Source organism: Comamonadaceae bacterium OTU4NAUVB1 (assembly GCA_024372625.1).
In the GTDB taxonomy this organism is placed as follows: domain Bacteria; phylum Pseudomonadota; class Gammaproteobacteria; order Burkholderiales; family Burkholderiaceae_C; genus Variovorax.
This window is the reverse complement of record CP099605.1, coordinates 3,255,823-3,269,016: the sequence shown is the minus strand read 5'-3', so window position 1 is coordinate 3,269,016 and position 13,194 is coordinate 3,255,823. Positions and strand designations below refer to the sequence as shown.

Here is a 13,194-nt window from a genome sequence, read left to right as displayed (position 1 = left end):
GTCTCCCGCCCATGTCTGAACCCAATCGCCCTCGATCCCGCAGGTCGCGGCACCGTCCGCCGCTGCCCCTGGCCGTGCTGTCGCTGGCGTTGCTCCAGGCCCAGGGCGCCTGGGCGCAGCGGCAGGAATCGGCCGCCTGGGCCGACGCGCCGCTGGTGCTGCGGCGCTCGGCCCAGTTGCTGGAGGCGATCCCGTCGTCCGAGCGCTCGCAACGGCCGAACTTCGTCGCCGGCGACAGCATCACGGGCCGCCCCGACCTGGAGACGGTGATCGTGGGCAACGCCTCGGTGCGTCGTGGCGACACCGTCATCAACGCCGACCGGCTGGAGTACTACCAGCCCGACGACCTGACCACCGCCACGGGCAACGTGCGCGTGAACCAGGCGGGCAACGTCTACGAAGGACCGGAACTGCAGCTCAAGCTGGAGACCTTCGAGGGCTTCTTCCGCAGCGTGCGCTACCGCTTCCTCATCAACGGCGGCCACGGCGAGGCCGAGCGCATCGACTTCGTGGACGCCAACGTCTCGGTCGCCCGCAACGTCACCTACACCACCTGCCGCATCGAGGACTACCCCGGCTGGATGCCGGCGTGGCTGCTGAGCGCGGCCACCCTCACCACCGACACCGACGAAGGCGTGGGCATCGCGACGAACGCGCGCGTGAAGTTCATGGGCGTGAGCACGCCGGCCTTTCCGTCGTTCAGCTTCCCGCTCGACGAGAAGAGGAAGAGCGGCCTGCTGTCGCCCTTCTTCGGCGTGGACAGCGTCAACGGCATCGAGCTGACCCAGCCCTACTACTGGAACATCGCCCCCAACCGGGACGCGACGCTCTACCCGACGCTCATGAGCAAGCGCGGCATCAACGTGGGCAGCGAATTCCGCTACCTGGAGAACACCTACAACGGCATGGTGCGCGCCGACCTCATGCCCTCCGACCAGTTGCGCGAGCGCGACCGCTGGGGCCTCTGGACGACGCACCGTCAGGTCTTCGACCCCCAGCCCTTCGGACTGAATTCGCTCACCGGAATGCTCAACGTCAACCGCGTGAGCGACAGCAACTACTGGCGCGACTTCTCGCGCACGCCGACGCTCTCCACGCGCCTGCTGGAGAGCCAGGCGGCGCTCTACTGGGGCAAGAACGACTGGACCGGCCAGGTGCGCGCGCTGTCCTATCAGACGCTGCAGTACGACCTCTCGCCGATCACGCCGCCCTACGACCGCCTGCCGCAGATCACCGCCAACAACACCAAGTACGACGTCGCCGGCTTCGACGTCGTCACCGCACTGGACTACACGCGCTTCAGCGCCGATCGGCAGTACGCGCCCAACCTCAACGGCATCGTCCAGCCCAACGGCGAGCGCGCCTTCGGCATCCTGCAGGTCAGCCGGCCCTGGCTCACGCCCGGCACCTTCGTGATCCCCAAGCTGATGCTCAACGCCACGTCCTACCAGTTCGCCTCGCCCCTGGCCGGCGGCGAGACCTCGGCGAGCCGCACCGTGCCGACCCTGAGCCTGGACAGCGGCATGGTGTTCGAGCGCGACGCGAGCTACTTCGGCCGTGCCTTCCGCCAGACGCTGGAGCCGCGCGCCTTCTACGTGCGCACGCCCTATCGCGACCAGAGCCGGCTGCCGGTGTACGACAGTGCGGCCAACGACTTCAACTTCGCCACCGTCTACACCGAGAACGCGTTCTCGGGCAACGACCGCGTCTCCGACAGCAACCTGCTCACGCTGGGCGTCAGCACGCGCCTGATCGACCCCGACAGCGGTGTCGAGGCGGCGCGCTTCGGCATCGCCCAGCGCCTGAGGTTCGCCGACCAGAACGTCACGCTGCCGGGCGGACTGCCCGTGACCGACCGCCTGAGCGACGTGCTGCTGGGCGCGCAGGTCAACTGGACGCCGCGCCTGAGCGTGGACACCACCGTCCAGTACAACCCCGACACGCAGCGCTCCGAGCGCATCGCGCTGAGCACCCGCTACCATCCGGCGCCCTACCACACGCTCAATGCGGCGTTCCGCTACCAGTCGGCCTCCCCGACGCTGATCGGCAACAAGTCGCTCGACGTGGGCTTCCAGTGGCCGCTCAACGACCTGTGGGGCGACCAGGGCCGCGACCTCGGTCCGGGCCGGGGCCAGGGCGGCGGTCGCTGGTACGCCGTGGGCCGCATGAACTACAACCTGCAGGACAGCAAGCTCACCGACGGCGTGATCGGCTTCGAATACGACGGTTGCTGCTACATCGGCCGCGTCGTGCTGGAACGTCTGACCACGGGACGGGTCACAGCCAACACCCGCATCATGTTCCAGCTCGAATTCGTCGGCTTCGCCAGCGTCGGTTCGAGCCCGATCCGGACCCTGACGCAGAACATCCAGCGCTACCAGCCCCTGCGCCAGCCGGGGCTGATGGAAACACCGAGCCGCTACACGCAATACGATTGAATTCCGGGTTTGCGGCCGCATGGCCGCCCCGCCCCCATCGCCATGAACACATCGACCCCCTCCGCCCTCACCCTGGCCTGTCTTCTCGCGCTAGGTGCCGCTCACGGCGCCGCGCAGGCGCAGGGCCTCGGGCTGCGGCCCGGCAATGCGCGCAGCAGCGGCATCACCGACATCATGAGCAGCCCGCAACGCGGCATCGCGCCCGCGCCCGCGCCCGCGTCCGCGTCCGCCGCCGCGCCGGCGCAGAGCCAGCGCGCGGCCGAGTTCATCGTCGCCCTGGTCAACTCCGAGCCGATCACCAACACCGAGGTGCAGACGCGCGTCAACCGCATCTTGGCCGAGAACGCCGAGGCCCGGCGCGCACCGGGCGACGAACTCGTGCGCCTGGTGCTCGAGCGCATCATCCTGGAGCGCGCGCAGCTGCAACTGGCCAAGGAGAACGGCATCCGGGTCGACGAAGTGACGATCGACCAGGCCGAGGAGACGGTGGCCCGCCAGAACCAGGTGAGCCGCGAGGAACTGCGCCGCCGCGTGGCCGCCGAGGGCATGTCGGCGCGCGAGTTCCGCAGCGACCTGCGCAACCAGCTGCTGCTGACCCGGTTGCGCGAGCGCGAGGTCAACGCCCGCGTGAAGGTCAGCGACGTCGAGGTCGAGCAGTACCTGCGCGACCAGGGCAGCGCCGGCACCGCCGCGCCCACGCAGCTCAACCTGGCCCAGGTGCTGGTGGCGGTGCCCGAGAACGCGAGCGACGCGCAGGTCGCCACCCTGTCCCAGAAGGCCGAGGCGCTCGCCCGGCGCGCCCGCGCCGGCGAGAATTTCGCCGCCCTCGCACGCGACAACTCCGACGCGGCCGACCGCGCGGGCGGTGGCGCGCTGGGGCTGCGCAGCACGCAGCGCTACCCCACGCTCTTCGTGGAAGCCACGCAGTCGACGCCCGTCGACGGCATCGCCGGGCCCGTGCGTTCGAGCGCCGGCTTCCACGTCCTCAAGGTGCTGGCCCGCAACCAGGCCGGTGCCGCCGATGTCGCCGCCACGCAGACGCAGGTCCGCCACATCCTGCTGCGCACCGATGCCCAGCGCAGCACGGCGCAGGCCGTGGCCCAGCTCGCCGAATTCAAGCGCCGCCTGCAGGCCGGCACGGCCGATTTCGCCGGCCTCGCGCGCGACAACTCGCAGGATGGCAGCGCCAAGGACGGCGGTGACCTCGGCTGGACCCGCGCCGGCCAGTTCGTCCCGGAATTCGAGGAGATGGTGAACCGGCTGCAGCCGGGCCAGATCAGCGACCCGGTGGTCTCGCGCTTCGGGGTCCACCTGATCGAGGTGACCGGACGGCGCGAGGCCGCGCTGACACCGGCCGAACAGCGCGAGGCGGCCCGTGCCGCCCTGCGCGAGAAGCGCATGGACGAGGCCTACGAGACCTGGGCGCAGGAAGTGCGTGCCCGGGCCTACGTGGAATTCCGCCAGCCGCCGGCCTGATGGCAGCGCACCACCACGTCGCGCGCAAGCGCTTCGGTCAGCATTTCCTGTGCGACGGCGGCATCATCGATGCGATCGTGGACGCCATCGCGCCGCAGCCGGGCGATGCGATGGTCGAGATCGGTCCCGGACTCGCCGCGCTGACGCAGCCGCTGGTCGAGCGGCTCGGCCGCCTCTGCGTCATCGAACTCGACCGCGACCTGGCCCATCGGCTGCGCGGGCACGGCCAGCTCGATGTCGTCGAATCGGACGTGCTGAAGGTGGACTTCGCGGCCCTGGCCCGCACCCTGGGAGCCCAGGCCCCGAAGCGTCTGCGCGTGGTCGGCAACCTGCCCTACAACATCTCGACGCCGATCCTGTTCCACCTGCTGGGCTTCGCGCCCCTGGTGGCCGACCAGCACTTCATGCTGCAGAAGGAAGTGGTCGACCGCATGGTGGCGCGACCGGCCACCTCCGACTACAGCCGCCTGAGCGTGATGCTGCAGTGGCGCTACGACATGGAGGACATCCTGTTCGTGCCGCCCGAGAGCTTCTCGCCACCGCCCCGCGTGGACAGCGCGGTCGTGCGGATGGTGCCGCTGGCCGAGCCGCCGAGGCTCGACGCCGCGCGCCTCGGAGAGATCGTGCAGGTGGCCTTCAGCCAGCGCCGCAAGATCCTGCGCCATACCCTGGGCCGCTGGCTCGTCGAGCACGGTTTCGACGGCACGTTCGACATCCAGCGTCGTGCCGAGGAGGTGCCGGTGGCCGAGTACGTGGCGTTGGCGCAGGCCGTGGCGCCCCTGGAAGCGCCGGACGGGACGACGCGACGACCGGCCTGAAATGCAAGAAGCCCGTCCGGAAAGGGAACGGGCTTCTCGCGGTCCTCGACGGCCGGACCTCGGTCCGGTCGGCGCAATTCAGGCGGTGGCCAGCCAGTATTCCGCGTTGAAGGGACTGCTCATGCGCAACGCCAGGGGCGAAACGTCCAGGAGCTTGTCCGTCGGCATCTTCTCGCCGGCCTCGTTGGCCGTCGCGATCTCGATGCCGGCGGGGGTGGCGGAAATCGCCGTGGCGGGGCCTGCGCCCTGCTGAGCCTCGTTCGCCCGTTCTGCTTGGCTGGTGTTTGCAGAACGGGCTACAGAAAAGAATAGAAGCACCTGAACGGTATCTTCCGGTCCCCCCAGTAGTCCGAGGCGTCGCGGAAGATGTCGAGCAGCTGCTCGCGCGCTTCCTTGTCGAACTTGCCATTGGCCGGGATCTGCTCGAGCACGACGACGAAGCCTGGTTGGGGTCCCGACTTGTGCAGGGGATCGGTCATGCAGTCGTAGAGCGCGTCGAAGTTCTTGCCGAAATGCGCCGGAAAGGTGAATTGCTGTGCGATCAGGTCCAGCACATCCTGCTTGCTCTGGGCCTGGGCCAGGTTCGCATACAGGAAATGCTGTCCTGCCTCTTGCGCCGCTTCCTGCAGGTCGTTCACGCGGAAGGCGCGGATCGACTGCACGATATTGGGGCGCACGGCACGAAGGGATAAGGTCATCTCCGCTGGTCTTTCCATGGTTGTTGTCGTCGTTGTCTTCGTCGTCATTCGATCGGTACACGGGAGCGTGCTGTCTCGATCCGGCAGGATGAACCGCCAATGTTCATGGCACGATCTGCCTGAAACTCGCGTAGTGGTCCGCGGTGTACCAGCACAGGTCCGGTGCCGTCCTGGGTTCCCCACCGCAGACGATGCGCCGGGCACCCCGATTGGATGTGCCCGGGGTGTCGACCGTGTATTCGCGGTAATGGCCCCTCTTCTGGGATGGCAGCAGGCGTTCGCGGTTCCCGAACACCGTGCCGTCCTTGTCATGTCGGAACGGGCCGCCCTGAAAAATGGCGCGGTAGGTGCGCTGGCCCTGTGCTGGCAGCTCGGCCAGCGGGATCGATGGCATGGCCGTGGGGGCGGTCCGCGCCGGACGGTCGGTGTCGCGGAACTGCGCGACGCTCGGGCCTGCCGTTCCAATCCCTATGCCTGCCAGCACCAGGCCGGCCATGACGAATCGGGATGAGAAAGACGTGATAAAGGCGTAAGCCGCCATGAGGCACCAGAAGGAAGGAAGCGGGGGCTCGAACCGGGCTGGGCTGGAGGGTTAACCCTCGAATTCGAGCCGGGCAGTGTGCATCAGAGGCGCGCAAATAGCAAGCGCCTGCCCAAATTTTGGGCAGGCGCGAAGGGACTTCCAAGGACCTCTGGGACGTCGGCGGAAAGGCGTCCGCCGGCGCTGCCGGCTTCAGCGGTCGGCGTTGGCGTCGGCCACGGTCAACGCCGTCATGTTGACGATGCGTCGCACGGTCGCGCTGGCCGTCAGGATGTGGACCGGCTTGGCCGAGCCCAGCAGCACCGGGCCGATGGCGATGTTGCCGCCGGCGGCGGTCTTCAGCAGGTTGTAGGCGATGTTGGCCGAATCCAGGTTGGGGAACACCAGCAGGTTGGCATCGCCGGCGAGCGCGCTGTGCGGCATGACCGCCGCGCGTTCCTTTCCGTCGAGGGCCACGTCGCCGTGCATCTCGCCGTCCACCTCCAGCCAGGGAGACTGTTCGCGCAGCAGTTCGAGCGTGCGCCGCATCTTGAGCGCGCTCGCCTCGTTGCTGCTGCCGAAGTTGGAGTGCGACAGCAGCGCCACCTTCGGCTTCAGGCCGAAGCGCACCATCTCCTCGGCGGCCAGGGTGGTGATCTCGGTGAGCTGTTCCGGCGTCGGGTCGTAGTTGACGTGGGTGTCGACCAGGAACACCTGGCGTCCCGGCAGCAGCAGGCCGTTCATGCAGGCATAGATGGGCAGGTCCTGCGGCGTGCTCGCGCAGCCGCCCGGCCGCTTGCCGATCACCTGGTCGATGTGGTGCAGGTGGATGGCGGTCGTGCCCCAGGTGCCGCAGATCAGGCCGTCGACCTCGCCCTTGTGCAGCAGCATCGAGCCGATCAGCGTCAGGCGCCGGCGCATCTCGATCTTGGCCGTCTGCACCGTCGTGCCCTTGCGTTCGGTCATGCGGTGGTAGGTCTGCCAGAAATCGCGGTAGCGGTGGTCCTGCTCGACGTTGACGATGTCGTAGTCGAGTTCCTCCTTCAGGCGCAGGCCGAACTTCTCGATGCGCTGCGCGATGATGGCCGGGCGGCCGATGAGGGTCGGACGCGCCAGGCCCTCGTCGACCACGATCTGCGCGGCGCGCAGCACGCGTTCCTCCTCGCCCTCGGCGTACGCCACGCGCTTCTTGGTCGCGCGCTTGGCGGCGTCGAAGATGGGCTTCATGATCGTGCCGGAGGCGTAGACGAAGCTCTGGAGCCGGTCACGGTAGGCGTCGAGGTCGGCGATCGGACGCAGCGCGACGCCGCTCTCGAAGGCGGCCTTGGCCACGGCCGGCGCGATCTTCATCATCAGGCGCGGATCGAACGGCTTGGGGATCAGGTACTCCGGCCCGAAGGTGAGCTTCTCGCCCACGTAGGCGGCCGCGACGACCTCGCTCTGCTCGGCCTGCGCCAGCTCGGCAATGGCGCGCACCGCCGCGATCTCCATCTCGTCGGTGATGGTCGTCGCGCCGGAGTCGAGCGCGCCGCGGAAGATGTAGGGGAAACACAGGACGTTGTTGACCTGGTTCGGGTAGTCGGTGCGGCCCGTGGCCATGATCACGTCGCCGCGCACCGCGTGGGCGTCCTCGGGAGCGATCTCGGGGTTGGGGTTGGCCAGGGCGAAGATCACCGGGCGCGCGGCCATCTTGGCCACCATCGCCGGCTTGAGCACGCCGCCGGCCGACAGGCCCAGGAACACGTCGGCGCCTTCCATGACGTCGGTGAGGGTGCGCGCCTCGGTGTTCTGCATGTACTGGCGCTTGTCGTCGTCCATGAGTTCGGTGCGGCCTTCGTAGACCACGCCGGCCAGGTCGGTGACGAACACGTTCTCGCGCTTCAGGCCGACCTTGAGCAGCAGGTTCAGGCAGGCCAGCGCCGCGGCGCCCGCGCCGGAGGTCACGAGCTTGACCTCGCCGATGTCCTTGCCCGCGACCTTCAGGCCGTTGAGCAACGCCGCCGCGACCGTGATGGCCGTGCCGTGCTGGTCGTCGTGGAAGACCGGGATCTTCATGCGCTTGCGCAGTTCGCGCTCCACGTAGAAGCAGTCCGGTGCCTTGATGTCCTCGAGGTTGATGGCGCCGAAGGTCGGCTCCAGCGCGGCGATGATCTCGACGAGCTTGGCCGGGTCCTTCTCGTCGATCTCGATGTCGAAGACGTCGACCCCGGCGAACTTCTTGAACAGGACGCCCTTGCCCTCCATCACCGGCTTGGACGCCAGCGCGCCGATGTCGCCCAGGCCGAGCACGGCCGTGCCGTTGGTGATGACGCCCACCAGGTTGCCGCGCGCGGTGTACTTGAAGGCGTTGACCGGGTCCTTGACGATTTCCTCGCACGGCGCGGCGACGCCCGGCGAGTAGGCCAGCGCCAGGTCGCGCTGGTTGATCATCTGCTTGGTGGCCGCGATGGCGATCTTGCCGGGCGTCGGGAACTCGTGATAGGCGAGCGCGGCGCGGCGCAGTTCGGCGCGCTTGTCCTCGACGCTCGGCGTGGCCAGTGTGGAGGTACTCAGGGAGGCGGAATCGGACATGGGCGGCGGGCTCCTGCCGTCTCGGGGCACTCGGGGCGGCGCCTGTGCGACGGGGGTTGTAGGGGGCGCGATTGTAGACCTCGCTCCGGTCGGGGGAAGCCCGCGCCGGGCCGTGCGCACGGCCCCGCGGCCCCGGGGAAACCCGCCTCGCCGTCGCGCGGCACCGGCGTTCGTCGCCCCGGCGGTTCAGCCGCGCATGAGTGCCTCGATCTCGTCGCCGTCCACCGGCACGTCGCGCGTGATCAGCTCGCACCCGGTGGCGTCGACGATGGCGTCGTCCTCGATGCGGATGCCGATGTGGTGGAAGGCCTCGGGCACGCCCTCGCCCGGCCGCACGTAGAGGCCGGGCTCGATGGTCAGCACCATGCCCGGGCGCAGGAGGCGGCTCGGGCGGTCCCTGACGGTCTCGCCCGAGAGCGGATCTCGGCGCTCGCTGACCTCGTCGCGCTGCGTGGGCTCGACATAGCTGCCGCAATCGTGCACGTCCATGCCCAGCCAGTGGCCCGTGCGATGCATGTAGAACGGGACGTACGCGCGCTGCTCGATCACGTCGTCGACCCCGCCGACCCGGGCGGCGTCGAGCAGGCCGAGGTCGAGCAGGCCCTGCGAGAGCACGCGCACGGTGGCGTCGTGCGGATCGCTGAAGCGCGCGCCGGGACGCGTGGCCGCGACGGCGGCGTACTGGCTCGCGAGCACCAGGTCGTAGAGCGCGCGCTGCGGCCCCGTGAATCTGCCGTCGGCCGGGAAGGTGCGCGTGATGTCGCTCGCATAGCCGTCGAGTTCGCAGCCCGCGTCGATCAGCACCAGGTCGCCGGCGCGCACCGGCGCGGCGTCGGCGCGGTAGTGCAGCACGCAGGCGTTGGCGCCGGCCGCGACGATCGAGCCGTAGGCCGGGAACTGCGAGCCGCCCTGGCGGAATTCGTGCAGCAGCTCGGCCTCGAGGTGGTATTCGCGCACGTCCCGGCCCTCGCGCAGCATCCGCGCGCTGGTGCGCATGGCGCGCGCGTGGGCGGCGGCGCTGATCCGCGCGGCGCGGCGCATCGTGTCCTGCTCGTGGGCGTCCTTGAACAGCCGCATCTCGTCGAGCGGGCCGCACAGGTCGCGCTGCTGCTCGGGGCACAGCGCGCCCATGCGCACGCGGGCGCGCACGGTCGCGAGCCAGCCGTCGACGCGCGTCTCCAGGCCCTTGTGCGTGGCGAACGGGTACCAGACGGCGTCGCGGTCCTCCAGCAGGCGTGGCAGGCGCCGGTCGAGTTCGTCGACCGAATGCGCCTCGTCGACGCCGAGCGCCTCGGGCGCGGCTTCCGGGCCGAGGCGGTAGCCGTCCCAGATCTCGCGCTCCAGGTCCTTGGGCGCGCAGAACAGCGTCGAGCGCCCGTCGCCCGTGATCGCCAGCCAGGCGTTGGGCTCGCTGAAACCGGTGAGGTAGAAGAAATAGCTGTCGTGGCGGTAGGGGAAGTCGCTGTCGCGATTGCGCTGGCGCTCCGGCGCGGTCGGCACCAGGGCGATGCCGTCGGCACCGAGTTGCGCCGCGAGTCGCGCGCGGCGCTGCGCGTGGAGGGAGGTGCTGGGGGTCATGCCGCCACGATGCCACAGCTCGCGGCGCCGCGCGTGGCGCGGCCGTCGCGGCCTCAGGCGTTGAGGGCGGCCAGCCGCTCGGGCGTGCCGACGTCGGTCCAGGCGCCGGCGTGGAGTTCGGCGCTCACCCGGCCCGCGGCGATGGCCGCGCGCAGCATCGGCGCCAGCGGCGCGGCGACGCCCTGCGCGTTGCCCGGCGGGATCGCGCCCTGGGGCGCCTCGAAGAAGGCTCGCCGGTAGAGCGCGATGGTGGAGAAGGTGAAGCGTTCGCTACCGGGGCGCGCGTCGCCCAGCGCCAGGGCCACGCCGTCGTCGCCGGGTTCGGCCAGGCCGAAATCGCCACGCGGATGGTGCGCCGGGTTGGGCACCAGCCACAGGTGCGCGAGGCGGTCGCCGGCGGCGAAGCGTTCGAAGGCGGCGCGCGGGAAGGCGAAGTCCGGTGCGTGCACGTCGCCCGCCACGACCCAGAACACGTCGTCGAGCAGCGGCAGCGCGCGCGCGATGCCGCCGGCGGTCTCCAGCGCGCCGCCGAAGTCGCGGCCCTCGTGCGAGTAGGTGATGGAGGTCGCGACGGGCGCCGCCGCGGCGCCGTCGTCGTCGGTGCGGTGCGTGGCGCCGAAGCGCGCCTCGATCCGGTCGCCGAGCCAGGCCGTGTTGACCACCACGTCCGTGAAACCGCCCCGGGCCAGCGCTTCGAGGGGCCATTGCATGAGGGGCTTGCCGCGCACCTCGAGCAGCGGCTTGGGCGCATGGTCGGTGAGCGGTCGCATGCGCTCGCCGCGGCCGGCCGCCAGGATCATGGCGCGGGCACGGCGCCCGGAGGGCGGTGGAGGATGGCGGCGGTCGGACGGTCCGTGCATGGGCCGCGACTCTAGCAGCGCCCCCGCGACCGCACGCCGGCGGGACCCGGCCGTTAAAATTGTGGGCTTTTCCCCTACACCTCCCCCGAAAGCCCTGTACAGATGGCCAACCAAGCCTTGATGGCCAACGCGATCCGCGCGCTGGCGATGGATGCCGTTCAACTCGCCAATTCCGGTCATCCGGGCGCCCCCATGGGCATGGCCGACATGGCCGCGGCGCTCTGGGGCGACCACCTGCGCCACAACCCGGCGAACCCGCACTGGGCCGATCGCGACCGCTTCGTGCTCTCCAACGGCCATGCCTCGATGCTGCTCTACGCGGTGCTGCACCTCTCGGGGTACGACCTGCCGGTCGAAGAACTGAAGAACTTCCGCCAGCTCCACAGCAAGACCGCCGGCCACCCGGAAGTCGACGTCACCCCCGGCGTGGAGACCACCACCGGCCCGCTCGGCCAGGGCATCACCAACGCGGTGGGCTTCGCGCTGGCCGAGAAGCTGCTGGCGGCGGAATTCAACCGCGACGGCCATGCCGTGGTCGACCACCACACCTACGCCTTCCTGGGCGACGGTTGCCTGATGGAGGGCATCAGCCACGAGGCCGCCGCGCTCGCCGGCGCCTGGCGCCTGGGCAAGCTGATCGCCCTGTACGACGACAACGGCATCAGCATCGACGGCCCGGTGAACCCCTGGTTCATCGACGACACGCCGGCGCGCTTCAAGGCCTGCGGCTGGAACGTGATCGGCCCGGTCGACGGCCACGACGCCGGGGCCGTCTCGCGCGCCATCGGCGAGGCCAAGCTGCAGGGCGTCGCGGGCAACCGCCCGACCCTCGTCGTGTGCAAGACGCACATCGGCAAGGGCAGCCCCAACCGCGCCAACACCGCCAAGGCCCACGGCGAGCCGCTGGGCGCCGACGAGATCGCCCTCACGCGCGACGCGCTCCAGTGGACGCATGCGCCCTTCGAGCTGCCCCAGGCGGTCTACGACGCGTGGGACGCCAAGGCCGCCGGCGCGAGGACCGAGGCCGAGTGGAAGGAGCGCTTCGCCGCCTATGCCGGCGCCTTCCCGGAGCTGGCCGCCGAGTTCACGCGCCGCATGAAGGGCGAGCTGCCGAAGAACTTCCACCAGACCGCGTTCGACGCCGTCGTCGCCGCGCACGCCAAGGCCGAGACCGTGGCCAGCCGCAAGGCCTCGCAGATCGCCCTGGAAGCCTTCACCGCCGCCCTGCCCGAACTGCTCGGCGGCAGCGCCGACCTGACCGGCTCGAACCTCACCAACACCAAGAGCACGCCCGCGCTGCGCTTCGACGCCGCCACCGGCGCCGTCGCGCTCGACGCGCCCAAGGCCGCCGCGCAGGGCGCCGAGGACGAGAAGAAGCCCGCCAGCAGCGCCGATGCCGCTCCCGCGCCGCACGGCCTGATCGGGCGCCACATCAACTACGGCGTGCGCGAGTTCGGCATGGCCGCGATCATGAACGGCGTCGCGCTGCACGGCGGGTTCATCCCCTACGGCGGCACGTTCCTGACCTTCAGCGACTACAGCCGCAACGCCATCCGCATGGCCGCGCTGATGAAGCGCCGCGTGATCCACGTCTTCACGCACGACTCCATCGGCCTGGGCGAGGACGGCCCGACGCACCAGTCGGTCGAGCACGCGGCCAGCCTGCGCCTGATCCCCAACCTGGACGTCTGGCGTCCGGGCGACACGGCCGAGACGGCGGTGGCCTGGGCGGTCGCGCTGCAGAACGCGTCGCGCCCGACCGCGCTGCTGCTGTCGCGCCAGAACCTGCCCTACTCCGCCAAGAACGAACTCGGCGACATCGCCCGGGGCGCCTACGTGCTGGCCGAGCCCGAGCGCGTCGGCATCAAGAACAAGAAGGCCAAGGCCGTCCTCATCGCCACCGGCTCCGAGGTGCAGCTCGCGCTGCGCGCGCAGGAACTGCTGGCGACGCGCAAGATCGGCGTGCGCGTGGTCTCGATGCCGTCCACCACCACCTTCGACCGCCAGGACCTGGCGTACAAGAAGCGCGTGCTGCCCAAGGGCCTGCCGCGCATCGCGGTGGAGATGGGTTCGACCGACGGCTGGTGGAAGTACGGCTGCGCCGCGGTCGTGGGCCTCGACACCTTCGGCGAATCGGCGCCCGCGGGCGTGCTGTTCAAGCACTTCGGCTTCACGCCGGAGAACGTCGCCGCGACGGTCGAGAAGGCGCTCGAGCGCTGAACCGGCCGGTTTCTC

10 protein-coding genes are annotated in these 13,194 nt (G+C 70.1%); 4 read left to right on the top strand and 6 right to left on the bottom strand.

The window, feature by feature from the left end:
* Positions 1-11 precede the first annotated feature (11 nt).
* Genes lptD through rsmA form a run of 3 tightly spaced genes read left to right on the top strand, consistent with a single transcriptional unit; the run spans position 12 to position 4,732 of the window.
* Positions 12-2,438 carry an LPS assembly protein LptD gene (lptD, locus tag NF681_18790; protein ID UST54279.1) on the top strand — a complete coding sequence of 809 codons (2,427 nt, stop codon included), beginning with the start codon at positions 12-14 and terminating at the stop codon, positions 2,436-2,438.
* Positions 2,439-2,480: 42 nt separating this feature from the next.
* On the top strand, positions 2,481-3,914 hold the full coding sequence (locus NF681_18785) for a peptidylprolyl isomerase (protein ID UST54278.1): 1,434 nt from the start codon (positions 2,481-2,483) through the stop codon (positions 3,912-3,914).
* Positions 3,914-4,732 carry a 16S rRNA (adenine(1518)-N(6)/adenine(1519)-N(6))-dimethyltransferase RsmA gene (gene rsmA / locus NF681_18780; protein ID UST54277.1) on the top strand — a complete coding sequence of 273 codons (819 nt, stop codon included), beginning with the start codon at positions 3,914-3,916 and terminating at the stop codon, positions 4,730-4,732. Before NF681_18785 ends, rsmA begins: the two co-directional genes overlap by 1 nt.
* A gap of 78 nt (positions 4,733-4,810) precedes the next feature.
* On the opposite strand, the gene NF681_18775 is transcribed toward rsmA, so the two are convergent.
* From NF681_18775 to NF681_18750, 6 genes are all read right to left on the bottom strand, one after another.
* Positions 4,811-5,050 carry a hypothetical protein gene (locus NF681_18775; GenBank protein UST54276.1) on the bottom strand — a complete coding sequence of 80 codons (240 nt, stop codon included), beginning with the start codon at positions 5,048-5,050 and terminating at the stop codon, positions 4,811-4,813.
* Entirely contained in the window at positions 5,029-5,448 is a 420-nt protein-coding gene (locus NF681_18770; protein UST54275.1) for a barstar family protein, read from the bottom strand. Before NF681_18770 ends, NF681_18775 begins: the two co-directional genes overlap by 22 nt.
* A gap of 85 nt (positions 5,449-5,533) precedes the next feature.
* A complete protein-coding gene (locus NF681_18765; protein ID UST54274.1) occupies positions 5,534-5,971 on the bottom strand; it encodes a guanine-specific ribonuclease N1 and T1 in 438 nt (145 codons plus the stop codon).
* A 192-nt stretch (positions 5,972-6,163) separates the two neighbouring features.
* A complete protein-coding gene (locus NF681_18760) occupies positions 6,164-8,521 on the bottom strand; it encodes an NADP-dependent malic enzyme (protein ID UST54273.1) in 2,358 nt (785 codons plus the stop codon).
* A gap of 186 nt (positions 8,522-8,707) precedes the next feature.
* Positions 8,708-10,099 carry an aminopeptidase P N-terminal domain-containing protein gene (locus NF681_18755; GenBank protein ID UST54272.1) on the bottom strand — a complete coding sequence of 464 codons (1,392 nt, stop codon included), beginning with the start codon at positions 10,097-10,099 and terminating at the stop codon, positions 8,708-8,710.
* 53 nt (positions 10,100-10,152) lie between these two features.
* Positions 10,153-10,899, bottom strand: coding sequence for a nucleotidyltransferase family protein (locus NF681_18750; GenBank protein UST55847.1), 747 nt, complete (start codon positions 10,897-10,899; stop codon positions 10,153-10,155).
* A 162-nt stretch (positions 10,900-11,061) separates the two neighbouring features.
* Here NF681_18750 and NF681_18745 point away from each other — a divergent pair, with 162 nt between their 5' ends.
* Positions 11,062-13,179, top strand: a complete 2,118-nt coding sequence (locus NF681_18745) for a thiamine pyrophosphate-dependent enzyme (protein UST54271.1) — start codon at positions 11,062-11,064, stop codon at positions 13,177-13,179.
* Positions 13,180-13,194 lie beyond the last annotated feature (15 nt).

Bases quoted from the DNA above. Each gene is read 5' to 3' on its own strand.
- NF681_18770 (UST54275.1), bottom strand. From the start codon at position 5,448: ATGGAAAGACCAGCGGAGATGACCTTATCCCTTCGTGCCGTGCGCCCC.
- NF681_18750 (UST55847.1), bottom strand. From the start codon at position 10,899: ATGATCCTGGCGGCCGGCCGCGGCGAGCGCATGCGACCGCTCACCGAC.
- NF681_18765 (UST54274.1), bottom strand. From the start codon at position 5,971: ATGGCGGCTTACGCCTTTATCACGTCTTTCTCATCCCGATTCGTCATG.
- NF681_18745 (UST54271.1), top strand. From the start codon at position 11,062: ATGGCCAACCAAGCCTTGATGGCCAACGCGATCCGCGCGCTGGCGATG.
- rsmA (UST54277.1), top strand. From the start codon at position 3,914: ATGGCAGCGCACCACCACGTCGCGCGCAAGCGCTTCGGTCAGCATTTC.
- NF681_18785 (UST54278.1), top strand. From the start codon at position 2,481: ATGAACACATCGACCCCCTCCGCCCTCACCCTGGCCTGTCTTCTCGCG.
- lptD (UST54279.1), top strand. From the start codon at position 12: ATGTCTGAACCCAATCGCCCTCGATCCCGCAGGTCGCGGCACCGTCCG.
- NF681_18755 (UST54272.1), bottom strand. From the start codon at position 10,099: ATGACCCCCAGCACCTCCCTCCACGCGCAGCGCCGCGCGCGACTCGCG.
- NF681_18760 (UST54273.1), bottom strand. From the start codon at position 8,521: ATGTCCGATTCCGCCTCCCTGAGTACCTCCACACTGGCCACGCCGAGC.